19 protein-coding genes are annotated in these 20,234 nt (G+C 52.0%); 8 read left to right on the top strand and 11 right to left on the bottom strand.

Annotation, left to right across the window (positions count from 1 at the left end; all coding sequences use genetic code 11):
• Positions 1-3 precede the first annotated feature (3 nt).
• Positions 4-1,290 (top strand): O-antigen ligase family protein, encoded by a 1,287-nt coding sequence (locus tag ABJV08_RS13020; RefSeq protein WP_348039821.1) that lies wholly within the window; start codon positions 4-6, stop codon positions 1,288-1,290.
• Here ABJV08_RS13020 and ABJV08_RS13025 read toward each other — a convergent pair.
• Genes ABJV08_RS13025 through ABJV08_RS13045 form a run of 5 tightly spaced genes read right to left on the bottom strand, consistent with a single transcriptional unit; the run spans position 1,271 to position 5,386 of the window.
• The gene (locus ABJV08_RS13025; RefSeq protein ID WP_348039820.1) at positions 1,271-2,104 is read right to left on the bottom strand and encodes an SMP-30/gluconolactonase/LRE family protein; all 834 of its coding nucleotides are present in this window, start codon (positions 2,102-2,104) and stop codon (positions 1,271-1,273) included. The two genes, ABJV08_RS13020 and ABJV08_RS13025, sit on opposite strands and share 20 nt — an antisense overlap.
• Entirely contained in the window at positions 2,101-2,844 is a 744-nt protein-coding gene (locus tag ABJV08_RS13030) for an SDR family oxidoreductase (RefSeq protein ID WP_348039819.1), read from the bottom strand. Before ABJV08_RS13030 ends, ABJV08_RS13025 begins: the two co-directional genes overlap by 4 nt.
• Positions 2,837-3,781: an NAD(P)-dependent oxidoreductase gene (locus ABJV08_RS13035; protein WP_348039818.1), complete on the bottom strand. Its 945-nt coding sequence runs from the start codon at positions 3,779-3,781 to the stop codon at positions 2,837-2,839. Before ABJV08_RS13035 ends, ABJV08_RS13030 begins: the two co-directional genes overlap by 8 nt.
• On the bottom strand, positions 3,778-4,482 hold the full coding sequence (locus ABJV08_RS13040) for an acylneuraminate cytidylyltransferase family protein (protein ID WP_348039817.1): 705 nt from the start codon (positions 4,480-4,482) through the stop codon (positions 3,778-3,780). The genes ABJV08_RS13035 and ABJV08_RS13040 overlap by 4 nt, the downstream gene beginning before the upstream one ends.
• Positions 4,433-5,386 carry a glycosyltransferase gene (locus ABJV08_RS13045; protein WP_348039816.1) on the bottom strand — a complete coding sequence of 318 codons (954 nt, stop codon included), beginning with the start codon at positions 5,384-5,386 and terminating at the stop codon, positions 4,433-4,435. The genes ABJV08_RS13040 and ABJV08_RS13045 overlap by 50 nt, the downstream gene beginning before the upstream one ends.
• A 125-nt stretch (positions 5,387-5,511) precedes the next feature.
• Here ABJV08_RS13045 and ABJV08_RS13050 point away from each other — a divergent pair, with 125 nt between their 5' ends.
• Both ABJV08_RS13050 and ABJV08_RS13055 read left to right on the top strand, forming a co-directional pair.
• Positions 5,512-6,333: an FkbM family methyltransferase gene (locus ABJV08_RS13050; RefSeq protein ID WP_348039815.1), complete on the top strand. Its 822-nt coding sequence runs from the start codon at positions 5,512-5,514 to the stop codon at positions 6,331-6,333.
• A 51-nt stretch (positions 6,334-6,384) separates the two neighbouring features.
• Positions 6,385-7,764, top strand: coding sequence for a hypothetical protein (locus ABJV08_RS13055; protein WP_348039814.1), 1,380 nt, complete (start codon positions 6,385-6,387; stop codon positions 7,762-7,764).
• Positions 7,765-7,780: 16 nt separating this feature from the next.
• Here ABJV08_RS13055 and ABJV08_RS13060 read toward each other — a convergent pair whose 3' ends face one another.
• From ABJV08_RS13060 to ABJV08_RS13075, 4 genes are all read right to left on the bottom strand, one after another.
• A complete protein-coding gene (locus ABJV08_RS13060; protein ID WP_348039813.1) occupies positions 7,781-8,551 on the bottom strand; it encodes a hypothetical protein in 771 nt (256 codons plus the stop codon).
• A 9-nt stretch (positions 8,552-8,560) separates the two neighbouring features.
• Positions 8,561-9,259, bottom strand: a complete 699-nt coding sequence (locus ABJV08_RS13065; RefSeq protein ID WP_348039812.1) for an FkbM family methyltransferase — start codon at positions 9,257-9,259, stop codon at positions 8,561-8,563.
• The gene (locus ABJV08_RS13070; protein ID WP_348039811.1) at positions 9,256-10,530 is read right to left on the bottom strand and encodes a WcaI family glycosyltransferase; all 1,275 of its coding nucleotides are present in this window, start codon (positions 10,528-10,530) and stop codon (positions 9,256-9,258) included. The genes ABJV08_RS13065 and ABJV08_RS13070 overlap by 4 nt, the downstream gene beginning before the upstream one ends.
• A gap of 107 nt (positions 10,531-10,637) precedes the next feature.
• Positions 10,638-12,077: an exopolysaccharide biosynthesis polyprenyl glycosylphosphotransferase gene (locus ABJV08_RS13075; RefSeq protein ID WP_348039810.1), complete on the bottom strand. Its 1,440-nt coding sequence runs from the start codon at positions 12,075-12,077 to the stop codon at positions 10,638-10,640.
• A gap of 155 nt (positions 12,078-12,232) precedes the next feature.
• On the opposite strand from ABJV08_RS13075, the gene ABJV08_RS13080 reads away from it, so the two are divergent.
• From ABJV08_RS13080 to ABJV08_RS13090, 3 genes are read left to right on the top strand one after another with little or no spacing between them, the layout of a single operon-like run.
• Positions 12,233-13,111: a CoA ester lyase gene (locus ABJV08_RS13080; RefSeq protein WP_348039809.1), complete on the top strand. Its 879-nt coding sequence runs from the start codon at positions 12,233-12,235 to the stop codon at positions 13,109-13,111.
• A gap of 46 nt (positions 13,112-13,157) precedes the next feature.
• Positions 13,158-14,663 carry a coniferyl aldehyde dehydrogenase gene (locus ABJV08_RS13085; protein ID WP_348039808.1) on the top strand — a complete coding sequence of 502 codons (1,506 nt, stop codon included), beginning with the start codon at positions 13,158-13,160 and terminating at the stop codon, positions 14,661-14,663.
• A 12-nt stretch (positions 14,664-14,675) separates the two neighbouring features.
• A complete protein-coding gene (locus tag ABJV08_RS13090; protein ID WP_348039807.1) occupies positions 14,676-15,845 on the top strand; it encodes a CaiB/BaiF CoA-transferase family protein in 1,170 nt (389 codons plus the stop codon).
• 1 nt (position 15,846) lies between these two features.
• Here ABJV08_RS13090 and ABJV08_RS13095 read toward each other — a convergent pair whose 3' ends face one another.
• Positions 15,847-17,220 carry a DEAD/DEAH box helicase gene (locus ABJV08_RS13095; RefSeq protein WP_348039806.1) on the bottom strand — a complete coding sequence of 458 codons (1,374 nt, stop codon included), beginning with the start codon at positions 17,218-17,220 and terminating at the stop codon, positions 15,847-15,849.
• A gap of 552 nt (positions 17,221-17,772) precedes the next feature.
• Between ABJV08_RS13095 and ABJV08_RS13100 the strand changes: the two genes are divergently transcribed.
• On the top strand, positions 17,773-18,846 hold the full coding sequence (locus ABJV08_RS13100) for a hypothetical protein (protein WP_348039805.1): 1,074 nt from the start codon (positions 17,773-17,775) through the stop codon (positions 18,844-18,846).
• Between the two features lie 171 nt (positions 18,847-19,017).
• On the opposite strand, the gene ABJV08_RS13105 is transcribed toward ABJV08_RS13100, so the two are convergent.
• Complete coding sequence (locus ABJV08_RS13105; RefSeq protein WP_348039804.1) at positions 19,018-19,515, bottom strand: Lrp/AsnC family transcriptional regulator; 498 nt, start codon at positions 19,513-19,515, stop codon at positions 19,018-19,020.
• Positions 19,516-19,595: 80 nt separating this feature from the next.
• Between ABJV08_RS13105 and ABJV08_RS13110 the strand changes: the two genes are divergently transcribed.
• Complete coding sequence (locus ABJV08_RS13110; protein WP_348039803.1) at positions 19,596-20,207, top strand: LysE family translocator; 612 nt, start codon at positions 19,596-19,598, stop codon at positions 20,205-20,207.
• Positions 20,208-20,234 lie beyond the last annotated feature (27 nt).

A 20,234-nucleotide genomic window follows, 5' to 3' on the forward strand; every position in this document is an offset into this window, starting at 1 on the left:
GCCTTGAACAAACAATATGGAGCAGGCTCTGGGTCACCGCCAGCGTTGGTCAATTTTCTGGGCCGCAATTGGCTCCTGCTATTGGCGATCATTCCGCTTTTCAGAATTTTGGTTCTGACATCGTCCAACGGTGAATTTGCAACATGGCAATCCACCTGGCGCATCTATTGGTTGCCGTCACTCTATGCGGAGTTCGCGGTGATATTAGTCGCCTTATTGCACAAAATGAGTCCGGCGAAACTGTTCGGTAGCCTCGGCAAACCAGTGCAACTCATCCTGGGTCTTTGGATTGTCGCATTGGTTGCGGCTTCTGCATTGGCACCATTCTCCGGGCCCGCCATAGCATCGGCAACCAACTGGATTGTGCATCTATTATGTGCGGCCAGCATCGTGCACCTCGTCCGCTGTCGCCAAGTCGACTTGCTATCAATGGTTCGAAAATTTTGCATTGCCCTCGCTGGGTCGACCGCTCTTGCCGGCATGGCCATTATCGCATTTGTCCTGCTCGCAGGTGTGGATTCCGATTATGACTGGAAAAGCAGCCTCCCCGGCTACGCCCATATCCGGCACACAGGTTATATTTTTGCTCCTGCCATTGCCGCTGGTTTGGCGAGCATTGCCATTTGGCCAAAATTTTACATCAAGCCGCATCTCGCGATACTCATGATCAACACCGCAGCCATGCTCTGGTTGGGGTCACGCGGCCCTGCTGCGGCCCTTCTCATAGGGATTATCATTGCGGTTCTATTCTCCCCCCATTTGCGCAATCGCATGTTCTGGCAGCGCACTGTCGCCGCGATCACAACAGGTTCTATCCTGTCGATCCTCTTACCAGCGCCGACAATCGGATGGTTTGGCGCGCTACAGCGCTTCTGGAACGGCAGTGGAGAGCCATCTGAAGTGTCATCCGGCCGCACCGATATCTGGCTGGAAACCTTTCGGCTGATCAGTGAACAGCCATGGCTCGGCTATGGTGGACTGCAGTTCCAACGAGTCAATGTAGCCGCCGAAGGCTTTTTCAAACACCCGCATAATAGTGTTCTCCAGTTCATCTTTGACTGGGGTCTGATCGGCGGATCAGCAATGCTGCTCTTGCTGGCGCTCGCCTATTTTCGTCTTTTGCTAGACAAAAATATCGATGTTGGCTTGCGGACATTCGGATTGCTGGGTGGCAGCACGATGTTGGCTTTTTCGATGCTGGACGGCGTGCTATTTTACAACTTCACGATCTTGGTCAGCATGATATTCCTGCTGGTCCCGTTGGCAACTTTCAAGCCAGGCCGAACGTAAGCAAGCGACCATCCGGACCGTTTTTCGCAGGATCGACCATAGCACTTGTGACATAAGCGGTTCCGTCACCTGCAAAAGCAATTTTTGTTGGTCGTTGCACAGGCAAATCAACCTGGTGAACAATCTCGCCATTTCGATCCAGAGCCCGCACGCATGCACCATCCCAGAACGCTACCCACAAATGGCCTTCCGGGCCGAAGGCCATACCATCAGGATATCCATGTTCTGCAGTAAATTGCGCCCAAGGAGCGACGTCTTGAATACCGCCATGTGGTGTATAACGTCCACGAAAGATCGTTTGTCTGGAAGAGTCGGTTAGAAAAACATATCTACCGTCCGGTGAGAAGGCAGGACCGTTGGTAATTTTAAATCCTGAGACCAGCTTGCTCACTGATCCATCTGGAGCCAACCGCCACCAGCTTCCGCTTTCGACAACCTCGGCATCATCCATGGTCCCGGCCCAAAAATGGCCATCTTGATCCACGGCACCATCGTTGAAACGATTACCCGGAATGTCAGATTCAGGATTGCAAATCGGGGATAGGGTTGCTTCCGTCGAACCCGCGGGCAATGTGATTGCGGCGAAGCCGGATTGTAGTGCAGCCAGAAAACCGGAACCAGACGGGTCATCGACGATACAACCAATTGTCTCGGGCACGGACCAAATAGCTTCGGTTCGGGATTGCGGGCAAAAGCGAATGATCTTCTGACCCTTGATATCAACCCACAACAACGCGTCCGCGTTGGCACTCCAGTAAACCCCCTCACCCAGCCGCGCGCGATAGTCTCCGACAAGGTGCATTTCTGGCGTCATGCAGGATCGTGTAGCCGAGACAAGATGCCACCATCAAGAAAGAAGCAGCAACCGGTCACAAATGGAGTGTTGGCAGCAAGCAGGAAGAGCGCGGCTTGCGCGACCTCTTCGCAATTGCCGATGCGCCCCGCGGGATGGGCGGCTTCCAGTGCCGCAAATTCTTTTTCTTTGCCTTCAAATCCGGCTTTCAGCATATCGGTCGAAATCGCGGCGGGCGCGAGGCAATTGACCCGCACCTGAGGCCCCAAATCAACAGCCAGTGCCCGCGTTAAACCATGAAGAGCCGCTTTGCTGGTAGCGTAAGCCACGAAACGCTTCTTTGTCGCCTGTGCGTGAACAGAACCGATATTGAGGATCGATCCTTTCGCTTCACGCAAATGCGGCAACAGGGCTTGTGACATAAGAAGAGGAGCGCTCAAATTCACTTTCAAGGTCTCATGCCATTCTTCCGGCTTGATCTCCTCCGTCGATCCCAAAATCTGGACCGCAGCATTATTGACCAAGGCCTTGATCGGATGATCGCCGGCAGCCTTCAAAATCTTTTCGATGCAATTTGTCTGAAAGTCGGCTTCTTCACAGCAGTCCGCCAGATCATAATGAATAAATTCATCGCATTTGGAATGGCTATGGGGATTGCGGTCCATGCCGATTACGAACCAACCCGCTTCATGCAGAGCTGAAACAATCGCTTTTCCGATACCACCGTTGGAACCGGTGACGAGAGCTGCTGGCTTAGTCATTCTGCAAAAACCTCGCGATAGTATCGATTGCCATACGGCTGACACGCTGCACAGCATCGATCGTGTTGGAGCCATTGTGGCTGCCGAATATATTCAGTGGATAGTCTCGAAGCGGACTATCTTCAGGCAAAGGCTCGATTTCAAATACGTCGAGCCCGACCGAATGGATCACCCCGTCTTTTAAGCCATCGACCAAGGCTTGCTCCTCGATGACTGGCCCGCGACCAACATTGACGATACGCACACCTGGCTTAACCTTGCCAAGCAATCCACGATGGAACATGTGCCGGCTTTGATCATTGAGTGGCGCGGTAAAAACGAGAAAATCGAGTTCGGACAAACCATCCGGCCATTGCGCTGCCTTCACGTCTATTCCGTCGACCGCTTCAAAAAAAGGATCATAGACAGTCACATCAATATCCGCTGCGAGCATCCGCTTTGCCGTGTTGCGACCAATGTCGCCAAAGCCGATAAGGCCTGCTTTCTTGCCCGCCAACGATATGCCCGCCGGTTTGGGCCAGCTGCAATTCTGACGGATTTCCCGGTCAATGTAGAAGCTTTGGCGGGCCAAACCGCCAATATAGTTCATCGCCAGATCGGCAACTTCTTTGCCAAATACGCCCGGCGTGTTGGTGGACTGCAAGCCGAGCCGGTTCGCAGCATCAAAGTCGACATTGTCGACACCAACACCCCATTTAACAATCGCCCGCAACTTGCCAGCGGCGCCGGCTTCGAGAACCGCTGCGGTGGCTGGGTCATCGCCGATGATCCAGCCATCATATGCTGGAAGAATATCGATCAATTCGGCTTCGCTCATCACTTGCACAACCGGAGCCGCCACAAAATCAAGGTCATTCGCGGCAAAATCATCGGCAAATTCGTCTATCAAACCCAACATCGGTGGGCAGGTCACGAGAATTTTCATCGGTGCGCTCATTGGGCTTTGTCCTGTTGATATAGCGCGATCGCTTCGGCCATGTCCCATTCGGCTTGTCCATCAATGTCCACCGATTCCGTGGTTTCCATTTCAAACATCATCGGCTGCGTACCGATACGTGCATTGGTTTTTGCAAAGCTGTCGCGATTAAAAATATAGAGGTTTGAATTTTCTTCATACCAGGCTTCCAGATCCTGGGTCCGGATCAGATTTTCCGGATCATGATTTACGGCTGAACCGTCTTCGCGATAGAAACGGGTTTGCACCTTGTTGACGGTAAACAGAGAGTCCGCCTTAGATTGTTCTTTGGCAGTAAGATATTTCGACAAGGCACGCTCGATCGTACTGCTTTGCAGCAACGGATTGGTTGTGTGCGTCATCACATAATTTTCTGCAGCAACCGCCGCAATATCATCGGCGAGCACCAGGTTCATCGAGACAAAATCTCCGCAAATTTCCGGTTTGCGATCCCGGACTATGATACGGCCGCCGGCATCGCCGTCGTGCAATCCGTTGTCGGCCAAAATTTCACGCGCATCTGTGTTGATCACAACCGCATCAATCGCCCCAGCTCCGAGCAGTGCGTCCAGCACCCAACGAAACAGCGGCTTGCCAGCAAATTTTCTGAAATTCTTGCCAGAGACCCGTTCGCTATGCGCCTTCATCGGCAGAAGCGCGACGGTTTGAAAATTCTGAACCACGTGACGGTGACCTTTCGGTTGATCGGGGATAAAAATATTTTTCCTTCGCTTCCCGCGAAAGCTTGCGATGATCGTTATTGCCGCGCCAGGTTCCCCAATATTGCATGGTCCGGAACATGATGATTTCACCAATATGCGAAAGAAAACGTCGTTCCTGCAAAGCAGCGGCACTATCGAACAAAATACCGGTGGCGGTATATCTCAGAAAGTCTGAAAAACTGACGTGAATTTCGGGCATGATCCCTTGCAGAGCGATTGCTTCGCGCTCGTATCTGCGCCGGATTTGCGCCCAGCTTTCTTCATGGATATGTTCAACCACGGCATCCGCCGCATAGCCAATTTTTCCGCCATCTAACCAGAGCTGTTTGGCCAGCGCCATATCTTCAAGGCCGGTGACTTCTTCGTCGAAACGGTATTTTTCCCAAGTATCCCGGCGCAACACGCTATTCGCATTGTTGCAGAAAAAATCGCCCTGCGGCAGTTTTGAACTGTCCGGAAAATATTTGAGAAGCAGGCATTTTTCGGAATATTTGGAATAGCCTGCACGCGCAATCTGACGGCCGTAGCCATAGTCACATATATCGTCTTCCAGAGGCTGACAGAGGTTAAAAAGCCAGTCTTTGCCAACAGGCACGCAATGTCCGGAAATCAGTACCAAATAGCGCCCTCTCGCCGCTTCACAACCATAGTTGAGCGAGCGACCAAAGGTGAATTTCGATTTTTCAATTTTGACAATTTTGCAACCGAACGACGCGGCTATTTCCAGCGTTCCATCGGTTGACCCGGAATCCACCAATACGGTTTCGCAGGACAAACCACGCAACTCTTGCTGCCGAACCGCTTGCAGCAGATCGGGCAACCATTTCGCTTCATTCAGCGTGCGGATGATGATGCTAATATCCATCGAATTGCTCTAAAATCTGGCCTATGCCAAAATGGTTAACGAAAACTTATTCTTATGGTTAATAAGTTCATAAGCCATTTGTGGTTTAAGCTCTCGACCGTCGCCTCATGGAGATCACCAAGCCTGTGTTAAAAGACAAACTTCGCCGCCTGCTGGGAGACAGCATGGTTCGCCGCTTGAAACAGCTTGCCGGACGCGACCAATTTGATGAAGTGCGCCTGATCCATGAGATTTTTCGGCGGACGGGTCATGAAGGCAATATGGTAGATGTCGGCGCTCACTTCGGTATCGAACTGGCGATGTTTGTGGATCTAGGCTGGGACATTGTCGCCTTTGAGCCAGATCCCAAAAACCGGCAACATCTGGATGCCGCCTTCGGCGATCATCCGCGGGTTCAAATCGATACCCGCGCCGTGTCTGATCATGCCGAAGCCGCAAAGCCGTTTTTTGCCAGCGAGCAAAGCTCGGGTATCAGTGGCTTGTCTGCATTTCATGAGAGTCACGAACAGGCGGGAACGGTGGAAGTCACGACCATGGCCAATGTCGTTCAAGACTATGGATTGGCCGCGATCGACTTTCTCAAAATAGACATTGAAGGCTTCGACTTTTTCGCAATCAAGGGCATTGACTGGGATGCTGCAGCACCGGATGTCATCATCTGTGAATATGAGAATTCGAAGACTTTGCCATTGGGATATACTGTCTCGGACCTTTACGCATATCTCAGCGAGCGTGGTTATAAAATCACCCTTTCCGAATGGCAGCCCATTAGCGAATATGGCGCGCAGCATAGTTGGAAAGGCTTCTCAGCAACGGTCGATACGCTGGATCCCGAAGGATGGGGCAATCTTATCGCCTTTCGCGACCAACCCAAATTTGAGATGCTTGCCGTCGACAATATCCATGATCTGGCCAAACAGGTCTATCCCCGAATTTTCGGTGAATAGAATAGCGAAATGCTAAAGGTCGTCAGACATTATTGGCATTCACCGGGCGCAATGACGGCCTCATCCGTCGTTGCCCGTGCGCTAGCAATGGCCCTCCCCCTGCCCGTGCTTTACGCATATTTTGACACAAGCGTCGTGTCATTCTGGCTGCTGATCATCACATTCCAGGCAATCATCGGTGCATTGAGCGGCAGTCTCCCGACGATATCTATGCAAATGCTATCATATGCCTTTGCCGGATCAGATCGACTGACGGGTTCAACGGCGGACCATCAGGCAACACAAACATCCGGCCCCAATCGTCGACTAATGGCCCGTGTGAATGGACAGTTGCGTATCGTCTTTTTGGCCCTCACCGTTCTGTGGCTGCTGTTCGCAACAACCGGCGGCACTGCCATTATCTCTCGTAGCCTGTCGGCCCTGCCCGACGTTGAGCAGGGCTGGATGATGTGGGCAGCCTTCATCATATTGTCGATCTTGCGCTTGCTGGTTCAACCTTTGATGGCCTTCCTTTTTGCGGTTGGCGAGACGGCCTCCGCGCGAAGGGCAGAAGCGTGCACCTGGTTGGCAGGCGCATTGCTAACCCCCCTATTGCTATGGATCACGCACAACCCGGTCATCGGCCTCGCATCCCTCTATGCGCCATTTGTCGTACAGTATTTTGTCGTCCGGCGATGGGCCCGGAAACATGGATTTGAATGTACAAGCTCGAAAATCCAGAGCGAGAATGAGCAACCCATTCTGTCCCTCGTCTGGCAACGCGCGTGGCGTGGAACAATTGGTACTTTCGCCGGCATGTTTACCCTATATGGCGGCGGGTTTATTTTTGCCCAATATGCATCCGCTTCTGATCTTGCCGCCTTCTTGCTGGCTCTCAATATCCTGGGGTTCATCCAACAATTTGCAATGTCGCCGCTTTATGGCGCGATGCCAGCAATGGCCGCATATTATGCCAATGGAAACGAGCAAAAACTTCTAGAACTAGCGGACCGGATCATCCTGAAATCGTCGTGGCTGACGGCCGCGATGCTCGTGCCGGTGCCAATCGCATTTGCTGTCGCACATGCCATAGGCGTCGATATTGGCTTTGTTCCGGTTTCGATTTGGCTGATGCTGGCGATCGCCACAATGATAGCCCGTTTTGGCGCCACCCATTTGCATCTTTTCGCTGTGACAAACGAGATCAAACTTCACATCGCCAATGGACTATTTGGCTGCCTGTACCTGATGCCTTTGATGTTTGTCGATCGGCCAAGCTTGACCTTATTTGCCGCCATTCAGGTTGGCGCAGCAATTCCCTATGCCATATACGCCAGATCCTTGACTTTAAGGGCGTTCGGATATGCTTTGCAGCGTGATATATGGGCGATAGTGCTTCCGATTGGAGCCGCTATGCTGCTGCTCGCGCCTCAGATCTATTGGCTTGGCTAGACGCCAGCCTATGCCGTCAGGAATCCACTAGCGCAACCGCTTCGTCGATGCCGATTTTCTCGAAAATCTGAAGCTTGCCATCGATCGTGGCGTCGTAGACTTTCCGACCATCCTGCTCGAAAGCGACCCGGCTTTTCAGAAACACTTCTTCGCTGGCATCCAGGTTGGGAACGCCCCAATAGCTGCCGTCTTTGAAATAGTTCGGATCGAAATGATTATTGTCCGCTCCGCTCCGCTTTTCATAAATATTGGCGGATCCGGATTTATCAAAACTATGGTCGACGCCGACAATGATGACCGGGTTGGCGCCCATATGATATGCCAACTGCAATGCGGCATAGGTTACCGTTGCGCCGGACCCCATGCCCATGCTGACGTCACCGCTAAATTCTTCATCATTGCGCAGGTTGAAAAAACGGATAGAAGGACTGCGTTTCTTGAGGAACCAGCGGCTTTTCCAAGCAAGATAGATAGGGATTTCACTGGCGGAGAAACCCTCGCTATGCTGTTTGACCACAAGATTATTGGTGCACATTATCAGCGATGGACGCCAAGTGGACCGATCGAATAACATGTCGATTTTGTTCATTCCGATGGAAGCAATCGCGTTAAAGCGCTCCAGGGGAGTCTTGTTGATGCTGGGACCATTGCCCACAATTAGCAGAGGCTTTCCCTTATATTTGTCTTTCAAGCCAGCGAGATGCTCCTTTTCAGAAGACCGTCGATAAAGCATATCCTCGACTTTGTAGCGCACGGGCTTGGTGAGACCGATTATCCATCTTAGCATGTGTGGCCCCTATAGTTTGCGGAACAACATATCGGCCTGAACCGGATTGTTCCTGTCATCTGTTACCATATTGAAGCGCCCGATCTCTTCATAGCCATAGCCGTTGAGCAGTTGCTCAATTTCAGGGAACAGGCGCTGTCCGGTATATAATTCCATGAAGGATGCTTCTACAAAAATCCATTCGATCACCCCTACAAGACCCTTGGCGCCAAGCAGCACTTCATACTCAAATCCCTGCACATCAATCTTCAGCAATGCTCGTCCCGGAATATTTTCTGCGGTTACGATCTCGTCCAGACGACGAACCGGAACGGTCAGCAATCCCACTTCTTCCATGTCGAACATAGATTTCTGGCGATCATCGAGCGGCAGCAAGGAAGACGAATCCGCACGCGAGGCAATATGCAGATCCATTGCGCTTTGCTCAGCGGCCAGGGCGCATCGATGCACGGTTGCGCGCGTTCCGAGATGGCTCTCAAACTTGTCTGCTTGGTCCGGGATCGGTTCGAACGCGATCAACTGCGCGTTGGGCCATAATTTTGCAGCCATTGCCGAAAACTGCCCTTTATTCGCGCCGACATCGATAATCGTATCGGGATGGAGACCGTCCAACGCCGGAATATGCTCAATCGTCGGCACAACGCCGCGAGACAGAGCGTTCCAGTAAGCCGGGTCGCAAGACGCCCGCAAAGCTTTGCCGAAGTTCATCCTGGCCTCCGTGAAATTTCTGATTTATCAAAAGCTTGTGGTGGATTATTTGCAGCAGGCATCTGACCTAGAGCGCGCTCCAGATCAAGAATGATTTGAGATTTGGACCAATCCCTTAAGCTCCGTCGCCGCGCCTCTTGCGAACATTCGGCGCGCATCGTGGGATCTTCCAGCAATTTGACGATGGCACTCACCATTGCGTCGGCGCTATCTGGTTCGACCGCAAAACCGCATCCGGAAACCGCATCAGCAAGCCCGGTTCCCGCAGCGGCTCCAGCCACGACCGGACGGCCAGAGGCCAGCATATTTGCAAGCTTTGATGGCAATAGCAGATCGGCGGCATCCCTCTTCTGGGGCAGAAGATGGATCGTGGCCAAAGATAGAAGCTCATTCAGATCTTCAAATTTTTGGAGTTCGTGAAACTGGATATTTTCTAAGCCGGAGGCACTTTTTTCAAGCTTGGCGCGATTGGGACCGTTCCCGCATATCACGACGGTAACGTCTCCCCGGCCTTCCAGACGGCGGGCCGTCTCAACCAAATTCTCCAGGCCCTGCTTTTCAGAGATGCTGCCAGAATAAAGCGCCACATGTGGTGTTTCAATATTCCACTTTTTACGGAACAAGGATTCTTCTTGGGGTTTGATCGCGTCGATATCAGCCCAATTGTTTAGTTGATAGATATCAGCGGGCAGAACGCCCTTGGCTTCAAGCTTCTCACACATGGCTGCCGAAATGCTGCTCACCTTGTCTGGCAATGAAAGGCAAAAACGTTCGAACGATTGCGCCCATCGCTTAATCCGGCCTTCGGAATTTATCTGTCCCGTTGCAAATGCTGCTTCGATCTCGAAATCCTGAATATGCAACCATTGTTTCGCACCCGTCATGCGCGCAACCAAAGCACCTATCGGACCAGAGAATAGCGATGGGGAGACGGTAAAAACAACGTCTGGCCGCATCCGGAAACCGCGAGCGATCATCGGGAAAAGCGACGATATGCCAAAACTAATATGGTGCAGAACTCGCTTTGCGCCGCTGGGGTTTTCGGGAATGTACAGGGGGCAACGCGTGATTTGCACACCTGCTTCATTGTCACGCGTATAGCGCCAAGCTGAATAGCCTGCGCCAATTTTCCAATCTGGATAATAAGGCGGAGCGGTAACTATTTCGACCTGATGACCACGCGCCACCAGATCGCGCGCAAGGCCCGTCGTATAGACCGCAATACCGGTCAATTCCGGCGCGTAATTGATACCGAGGATAAGGATTTTCATAGAAAGAATCCTTCGAGGAATATGGTTAAGAAACTGCTAATGGCCGTTTAAAAATCGCGGAATTGCACGACGTGAAACCATATCATTTTAGCGCTTAGGCGATGACTTCAATATGCGTTTTTGTGCATCAAAACGGCAAAGGTCTTCAATATGATCCCGAGATCTTTCCAGAAGGACCAGTTTGACAGATATTCTAAATCTGCTTGCAGACGGTTGACCAAATCAACTTTTGCATGGGTTGCGCCGCGGAAGCCCCTGACCTGTGCCAATCCTGTAAGGCCCGGCTTCACGGCGTTGCGATGCCAGTAGCGCCCGTCAATGTCCCAGAACAAGCGATTGTCCGCTGTTGAACCGGCGGCATGGGGACGCGGGCCGACAATGCTCATGTCGCCAATGAGCACGTTAAACAATTGTGGCAGTTCGTCGATACTGGTGCTTCTTATGAAAGATCCGACCCTTGTCAGACGATCGTCGTCGCGCTGGGTCGATTTCTCTCCATCCGCACCGACAGCATTCAAACGCATGGAACGCAGCTTCCAAATGGTAAAATTGCGATTGGCGAGACCGATCCGCTTTTGCAGAAAAAATGCAGGGCCGCGACTCTCTAACCTTATTGCCAATGCGGCAATCAAGATAACCGGCAAGGCAAAGGGCAGCGCCAGGAACACGATGGATAGATCCAGCACGCGCTTGGACAAGCGTTGCCGCAAACTCAAAGGATCGCAGCTGAGAAGCAAAGCGGGCTTGCCGTCGATCGCAGTCAAAGCGAGCGGCGCCAGTTCCGTCAATTCCTCGGTAAGAATCTCGCCGTGAATATTCAGAGATTTCATTGCGAACGCCCATTTGGCTCTGTTTTCCGGCGCGCATTTGACGATCACCCGCTCCATATTGCGGGCGATTTGGCCGAGCCTGAGCAAAGCATCATGATCCGATGGAACAGGCGATACGGATTGCGCATTGCCAAATGTCATGGAGGCCGGATCACCTTCATCAATCAACAGGGTCGCAAAAGGATTCTTACCCAATTTGTGCTGGCCTATTTTCGTAACAAAATGACGAGACAAGGTCAGTGTCACAATGGTGATGATGACCGCCAAACCGAACATCAATCGGGAAAATTCTTCGCTGGTTTTTAATGCAAAGGCGAATAGCAATACAGAGCCTGCCGCTAGCAGAAAGCCGGTAATTGCTTTGCGGACTCCAAAATTGAAATCGATGGTGGCGTCTGCACTATAGCCGTCTTTCGACAGGGTAATCGTCGCGAAAATTGGTAGAATGACCGCCAGCAACAAGGATTGCTGATGCGTCAGTTCCCCGTGCCGGAAGATATCTGCCGTCACAAAAGCAATAGCTATAGCGATGATATCAGATAAAAGCAGAGCAAGGCCGATTGTTCTTCTGACCTGCTTCTTGTTGTTGGCAGAGCCTGCATCGGGGCTAGAATCTCTCGAAAAATGCCGTGCATCCGCGGCTTGATCTGCCAGCAACTGCCCGTCTAGCGCAACTCCATCCGCATCAACCGATCCAAATTTATGGTCGTGCTTCATGAAATTGGCGTTTCCCTTCTGGTGCAGCATCTTGTCTGTGCACAGAAAGCCATGGCATCGGGATGGTTAATATGTGGTAAAATTTCTATCTTAGGCTTCGGATTAAAACCGTATTTTGGCCTTTCCGAGATTCGCCACCGATGTTAGAGTTTTGTATGACCGAGACAAATTTTCGCCCGCGCCGCTCCTGCCTTTACATGCCGGCATCCAACCAGCGCGCGCTGGAAAAGGCAAAAACCCTTTCTGCGGACACGATCATATTCGATCTCGAAGACGCTGTGGCGCCGGATGCGAAGCAAGACGCCCGGGTACAGGCCTGTGCTGCTTTGCAATCTGATGAATATGGCGAGCGTGAACTGGTTGTTCGGATCAATGCGATGGACACGCCCTGGTTTGCCGAGGATCTTAAACAAGTCTGTTTAAGCAAAGCCAGCGCCGTTCTGGTACCGAAAATATTGAGCGCGGATGATATCCAGCAGATTACCAGCCTCATGGACGGCTGGGATCCGGAGGTCGAGACGCAATTGTGGGCGATGATCGAAATGCCGCTCGCGATCTTGAATCTCTCGGAAATTGCAGCGCTTGGTCAGCAGAAACGCCTGACTAGCTTTGTCATGGGATTCAACGATTTGGCCAAAGAAATGCGGGCGGGCCACGATCGCGCCATTTTTGGACCGGTGATGACCCAGGCAGTAATCGCCGCACGCGCCTATGGCATCAACATCATCGACAGTGTTTACAATGACTTTAATGATCCCGCGGGCCTCGAAGCAGAATGTCTGGAAGCCAAGAACCTCGGCTTTGATGGCAAGAGCCTGATCCATCCGGCACAGATTGACACCGCAAACCGGACCTTTGCTCCCGATGCAGATGCCATTGCCGAAGCCGAGGCGATCATTGCCGCGTTCAAAGACCCGATCAATGCCGGCAAAGGCGTTATCGTGGTGGACGGAAAGATGACCGAACTTCTGCACTTCAGCCAAGCCAAACAACTGGTAGCCACTGCTGCTGCCATCGACGCGCTAGCCCAATAGCCGTTTCACCCTCGACAATACGCCAAAAAACAGTTTAAGTGCGCAATTGAAATCGATTTTGGCGGGGCGCTATCGCCCTGCCCTTGGGAGAGCGAAAATGGAAGCATTGGAAGCAGCCGCTGGCGAAGTCAGCAAAGACGAGATTATGAAAGTGTTCCAAGCCCAACGCGATGCGTTTCATGCGGAATTGCCGGTCAGCTTTGAATCCCGGATGGACCGGATCAACCGCACCGCAAAAATGATTTTAGAGAATCAAGATGCGCTGTGCGAGGCTGTATCCAATGATTTCGGACATCGCAGCAGCGTTCAGACGGTGATGACCGATCTGATGTCAGTCGTCGGCCATGCCAAAGATCATAAGAAGAATTTGAAACGATGGATGCGGCCTGAAAAGCGGAAGATGGACTTTCCGCTCGGCCTGCTCGGTGCAAGCGGTCAGGTTGAATTTCAGCCCAAGGGTGTTGTCGGTGTTATCGCGCCGTGGAATTTCCCGATCAACCTCGCCTTTGACCCCGCCATTGGAGCATTTGGCGCAGGCAATCGGGTGATCATCAAATTTTCTGAATTCTGTCCAGAGACAGGCGAGTTGGTCAAGAAACTCGTCGCTGATTATTTCGCACCCGAAGAAATGGCCGTAATTACCGGCGGTCCGGAAACCGGCAAGGCCTTCTCAGAAATTCCTTGGGATCATTTGATCTTCACGGGCGGTGGAGAAATCGCCAAACATGTGATGGCTGCTGCAGCTCGAAACCTGACCCCCGTCACGCTCGAACTCGGCGGCAAGTCGCCGACGATCGTTGGCCCCGATGCCGACATTCAAAAAACCACGCAGCGCATCGCCATGGGCAAGATGATGAACGCCGGACAGATTTGTTTGGCGCCTGACTATCTTCTGGTTCCCCAAGATAAGGAAGACGCTGTCGTCGCAGGCATCGCCTCAAATGTTGCGGAGCAATATCCAAAGCTTATCGCCAATGATGACTATACGTCCGTGATCAACGGGCGGCACCAGGAACGTCTTCAGGGGCTGATCGACGATGCGGTTCTCAAAGGCGCAAAGCAGACGGTCGTCAATCCCGGCAATGAGGATTTTTCCAACACCAACAGCAACAAAATGCCGCTGACCGTCCTACAAAATGTCAACGACGATATGCGGGTCATGCAGGAAGAGATTTTTGGCCCGGTGCTTCCGGTCAAAACTTATCAGAACCTCGATGACGTTGTTGACTATGTGAATGATCATGACCGTCCGCTTGGTCTCTATTATTTTGGTGAAACCGAGAGCGACAAGCGCAAAGTCTTGGATCGCACCATTTCCGGCGGCGTCACCATGAACGACGTGATCTTCCATATCGCACAGCATGACCTGCCTTTTGGCGGTGTCGGACCGTCTGGAATGGGTGCTTATACTGGGCAGGATGGTTTTAAAGAATTCAGCCATGCCAAAGCCGTGTATCGTCAACCGAAGATCAACATTGCCAAAATTGCTGGTTTCCTTCCCCCTTATGGTGCGGGTACGGAAAAGACCATGAAACAGCAGATGAAACTCTAACGTCAGGCAAATATGGCAGATTTTCCGTTATCGGGGCTCAAAGTTCTCGATTTTTCGCGTGTTGTGGCTGGCCCATATGCCACCCGCATGCTCTCCGATCTCGGAGCCGATGTCCTCAAGGTGGAGCCGCCCGAAGGTGATGTGACACGGAAGCTTGCGAGGCGGGATAGCGGCGTGAGCGGGAACTATCTGCAACTCAATATTGGCAAACGGAATATCTGCGTCGACTTGAAGGCTGAAGGCGCGCACGACCTGATACACAGGCTGGCAGCCGAAGCAGATATTGTTGTTGAGAATTTCCGTCCCGGCGTGATGGATAAATTCGGACTTGGTTGGGACGATCTTTCAAAGACCAACCCAAAGCTCGTGATGCTTTCCATATCAGGCTATGGTCAAAATGGCCCCGAACGCGGCCGCGCAGCCTATGCGCCGGTCCTGCACGCGGAAAGCGGACTGATCGCCCGGCAAGCAGAAACGAGCGGCGGCAAGCCGACCGACATGCAATTTGCGATGGCAGACAGCTACAGCTCCCTGCACGGGATAATCGCGATATTATCCGCCTTGCGCACGCTGGATCAGACGGGCGAAGGACAGCATATTGATTTGGCTATGCTCAATGTCCTGCACTCGTCAGACGACTACGCCCATTTCGCTTTGGATGATCTCTGGCCAAAACCGCCCGAGACATTGGTCTGGAAAGCTCCCGAAGGCCGCCAGATATTGATCACCGGTGACATGAAGTGGCTGTGGGTCATGTTCTCCACGAAAGATGGCTTGCAGGACCCTACGCCAGAAGGTGCCGATATCCCCACGAAAGTGAGGCTGCGCCATGAAGCGATGGAACAGCATATTCTTTGCTATGAGAGTTTCGAAGCGCTGACAGCCTCTCTCGACCGGCTCAATCTCGCCTGGGGTGAAGTTTTCCCATTCGGGCCTGACATCTATGAACAGATCAGCGTCAAAGCGCTCGGCTCGATTGTCGATGTCACCGACGATGATGGCAACCAGCGCCGGACCGTCCAGTCGCCCTATCGCTTTTCAAAATCGAAAAGCGGCATTGATAGCGACGCCAAAACCGCAAAGCGCGGCGAACATAATGTCGCCGCGCTTCAGGATTGGTTGGATATGGACGATCAAGAGATCCGCGCGCTTGCGGAGAGCAACGCGCTTATCTCTGAATAATCTAGGCGTCCGCTTTCCGCGCCTGACGGCGTTTGAACGACTTTGCACCATTGTTCCAATGTTTCGGCCCGTCGCCTTTGGCTGCGGAGCCGGGGCCACCGCGTCCTGAGCCACCGCCGCCGGGGCGGCCTTTGCGGGACTTGTGCTTGTTCTTCGGTGGTCCGCCGCGGGTTGGCTTTGCGCCATATTTCTTAGGTTTCTGGCCATAGATCCGCGGCGCGACTTCTTCCCGAGGCGGTTCATCATAGCCGTCTGGCAAAGCGATGACTTCTGGCTTCACACCGGTCAGTTTCACAACATCACGCAGGAACTGGCGTTCATCCGGGGCTACGAGCGAGTAAGAAATACCGCTGGCCCCTGCCCGCGCTGTCCGGCCGATCCGGTGTACATATTGCTCGGACACATTGGGCATGTCGAAGTTGATGACATGGGTAATGCCATCGACATCGATACCGCGCGCCGCAATATCGGTGGCGACAAGAATATTGATCTTGCCCTTCTTAAAGTCACCCAAAGCGCGTTCGCGCTGTGGCTGGCTCTTGTTACCGTGGATGGCAGCGGAGTGGATACCCACAGCCATCAGATTTTTCACAACCTTGTCTGCACCATGTTTGGTCTGTGTGAACACCAGCATATGATCCGGATTTTCTTTGTTGATGAAATCCTTCAGCAAACGCTGCTTGTCGTCCTGATTGATATAGGTAACCTTCTGGTCCACCCGTTCAGCAGTCGTCGACTGCGGTGCAACCGAAACCTGCACCGGGTTGGTCAGAAACTGGTCTGCCAACTGCGAGATGGTCTTGGGCATGGTTGCCGAGAAGAACAGGCTCTGCCGTTTCTTGGGAAGCATCGGAACGATCTTTTTCAGCGGAACGATAAACCCGAGATCCAGCATCTGGTCGGCTTCGTCGAGCACCAATATTTCTACTTTGGACAAAGTCAGATAGCGCTGATCGATGAGGTCCAGCAGACGACCCGGTGTTGCCACCAATACGTCTACGCCACGTTCCAACACGCGCTTCTGCCGATTGATCGGCACCCCGCCAAAGGCAGATGTTACGTAAAGACCGAGGCCCTTGGAGTAGCCAATCATGCTGTCGGCGATCTGCCGCGCGAGTTCGCGGGTTGGCGCCAACACAAGCATGCGGCATTCGAAGCGGCCAGCGCGTTTCTTGTCGTTCAGCAAGTGGTGAATAGATGGCAGCGAGAAAGCAGCGGTCTTACCGGTACCAGTTTGCGCGATACCGAGAATATCTTTGCCTTCCAGCGCCGGCGGAATGGCCTGCTGTTGAATCGGGGAGGGAGTGGTGTAACCGCCTTCGGCCACACGTTTTTGGATTGGTTCCGCCAGTGCGAAATCAGAAAATTTAGTCAAAAATAATACCTTGTAATAGCAGCAAGTTTCCAGCGCACAGCATGGAAGCTATACGCGTGTTCGCCGTCTGTTAAGACGACCCGCGTGATCAGGCTGCCGGACATAAAAAGAAGCAATGAAGGCGATAGGTTCGAGATGATCTTGTCACCTCTCACGCAGAACTCTCGCCAGACGGTCAATTAAACTGCCGCTTTTGCTGCGATGCAACATAGGTGTTTTTGCAATTAAGTCAAGCATTATGGAATTCGGGTAGTGGATGGTTCCGTTTGCCGGATGCAACAGAAGGCAACAACGATTCTCGACATATCAAATGTTCGCTTCATCCCGAAAGCGGGCATTGGCAGCGTTTGCAACATACCCGATTGAATGGTGTGCAACTTATGGAACGGTTTTGGGGACCAAAATGGACATAATAATAATTTACTGACTGCTTTTCGATTTAGTATTCTGAACAAAATCGACGCATTGCTCTCAGAAACGATGTTTGGACTATTAGTTTGCTGGGCAACTCGCCGTATATTGAGATGACAACGATCAGGTACGAAAATCTCTATGCTGGCCTTTAGATTTGTAAAAATATTAGTGCTCATAAGCGTTGCTATGCTCTGGCATCTGCCCCTTCAGGCAGAAAATTGTACAGCGCCACTCAATTTGGTCCAAAACCCCACCTTTGACAGCGGCCTGAACAGCTATGTTTCAACGGGAAGTTGGCAATTTAACCAATCGCTAGACCCCGGAGTTTATGGCACAGTGTACAACACCAGAACTGCGGTCGTAAATGGCGCTGCCGCTCCAACTGGAAATGAAGCCAACAGTTATCCAACCGATACATTGAGGGCATTTGTTATCAATGAAGATGACGGGGCGAATGACACCTTGGAGATCGGTAAGATTTCGGATGATCTGGTGTCATATTCCGACACGGGCCTGCAAATCTATTTTGATATGGGTTGGCGGCAGGCCGGCGGCACGCAGAGCTATACGGCAACATTGGATGTTGTTGTTAATGGAACGACCTACATGACGATTAGTACCTTTAACGGCACTAGTGCCGGAAATGCCACCGGTGCGCTGTTCAATGGTGCAACTCTCGGTACTGGAACGGGACTTACCTATTATAATCCGGGGGGGAATGGAGCCCTTAGCCAGTGGAATACAATTTCTTTGATTGTGCCGTTCAATGGCACGGTCATGCCGGACATCAGTTTCGTAATGTCGGGCAGCAATGGAGTCTCTGACGACTTCAATCTAGACCGGATCTATATACCTGTATGCCGCTATGAAGCCGTGGTTCCGGTCAAGCAAAGTCAAATTCTATATGATCCAGTCCATGGTACGATAAATCCAAAAGCCATTCCGGGGGCTCATTTGCGCTATTGCATTATCGTAACCAATCCGGCTAACGGCGCAAACAAAACGTCAGTAGCTGTTTCCGATAACATTAGCGCGTTACCGATATCGTTTGTTCCTGGCAGTATTAGGGTCGCAGGAACTGCAAACGGCTCAACGTGCAATGATGACGGAGCAATTGGTGGAAGCTATGTAGCTGATACCATTATGGCAACCATCGGATCTCTTGCGGCTGGCTCAGCTAAGACCGTCTATTTCGAAGTCGAGGTTCAATAGAATATCAACAGCAATTCTGAATTGTCCAACGTACGCTTTTGCGCCCAAAGCGGACATTAGCGCTATGTCTGCTACATCGCGAAACCGGATATGAGCGTCATGGCAATTAATCGGCTTTAGGATTTGCTTCATGGGCTGCATGTCGCCAATTCGCTGCGCATCTGCCAGATCCTACTCCAGCATCGCTTGCGGGCCGCGTTCGAACAAGGTGGTCAGCACAACATGGCTCCGCGTATTGGTGACATCCCCAAACTCTCGCATGCGTCCCAATAGCTCGTCCAGGGCATTTGTATCTTTGCACCGGGCTTTTACCAACAAGCAGGAGTCTCCGGCCACGCTGTGGACTTCTTCCACATCGGCATCTTCATCCAGTCTTGCAAAATTTTCTCTCGCTTTGGCACCGGTATAATTCACATGAATGAAAGCGAGAAACGGACGGCCTATTTTCGTGCCATCCAAGCTGATCGTGTGTTTTTTGATCACACCGGCCACCTTCATTTTCTTGACCCGTTCATGGACCGCTGGCGCCGATAGATGCACTTTCGCGCCGAGCTCGGAATAGGATTGGGACGAATCTTCGGTCAGCGCGGTTAATAATTTTCGGTCCGTATCGTCGAGAACCAGTTCCGATGGCCGTTTTTGCTGAATATTATTCGTATCTTTGTCCATAAGTCGAAATATCCTTGTAGCTGAATTTTGTTAGTCATATCTTATATTTCATCGAACAATATTCTGCAATAGGAGTTTTTATGGAACTGGAAATCTATCTGGTCTTTATGTTTACCACTGCAGTCGTGATCTTCGTTCCCGGCCCGGCAGCAATCGCGATCGCCGCCCAGGGAGCCGGCAATGGCCACAGGCGCGCGACTTTTGGTGTGCTGGGCGTGGCAGCGGCCAATGCGGTATATTTCATATTGTCGGCAACCGGTATCGCGTCGCTGCTGATCGCATCGTCATTCATCTTTGGTGTGATAAAATGGGTTGGCGTCGCTTATCTGGTCTATCTCGGATTATCAGCGATTTTCAGCAAAACCGGCGGCATTCAATTTGGGACGGGCAAGACACAATCCGCTGTGTCGCTATTTGGCAAAGGCTTTATCGTCGAGTTTGCGAACCCGAAGGCATTGCTATATTTTGCCGCAATTCTTCCTCAATTTCTCGATATTTCCAAACCCATCATGCCCCAAATTCTGATCATGGGCGCAACGACAGTCGTGCTCGATCTGGTCTCTTACAGCCTCTATGCCTATGCCGGCGATCGGTTGACGGGTGGCAGCGTCAAAATATGGATTGTAAGGCTGGTCAATCGCGTCGCAGGCGGCGCCCTTTTGCTGGCTGGTGCGCGGATGGCAAGCGCTTAGCCGCAACCAAGAGTGCAAATTGATTTT

Origin of the sequence: Parasphingorhabdus sp. (genome assembly GCF_039982395.1) — a bacterium.
In the GTDB taxonomy this organism is placed as follows: Bacteria; Pseudomonadota; Alphaproteobacteria; order Sphingomonadales; family Sphingomonadaceae; genus Parasphingorhabdus.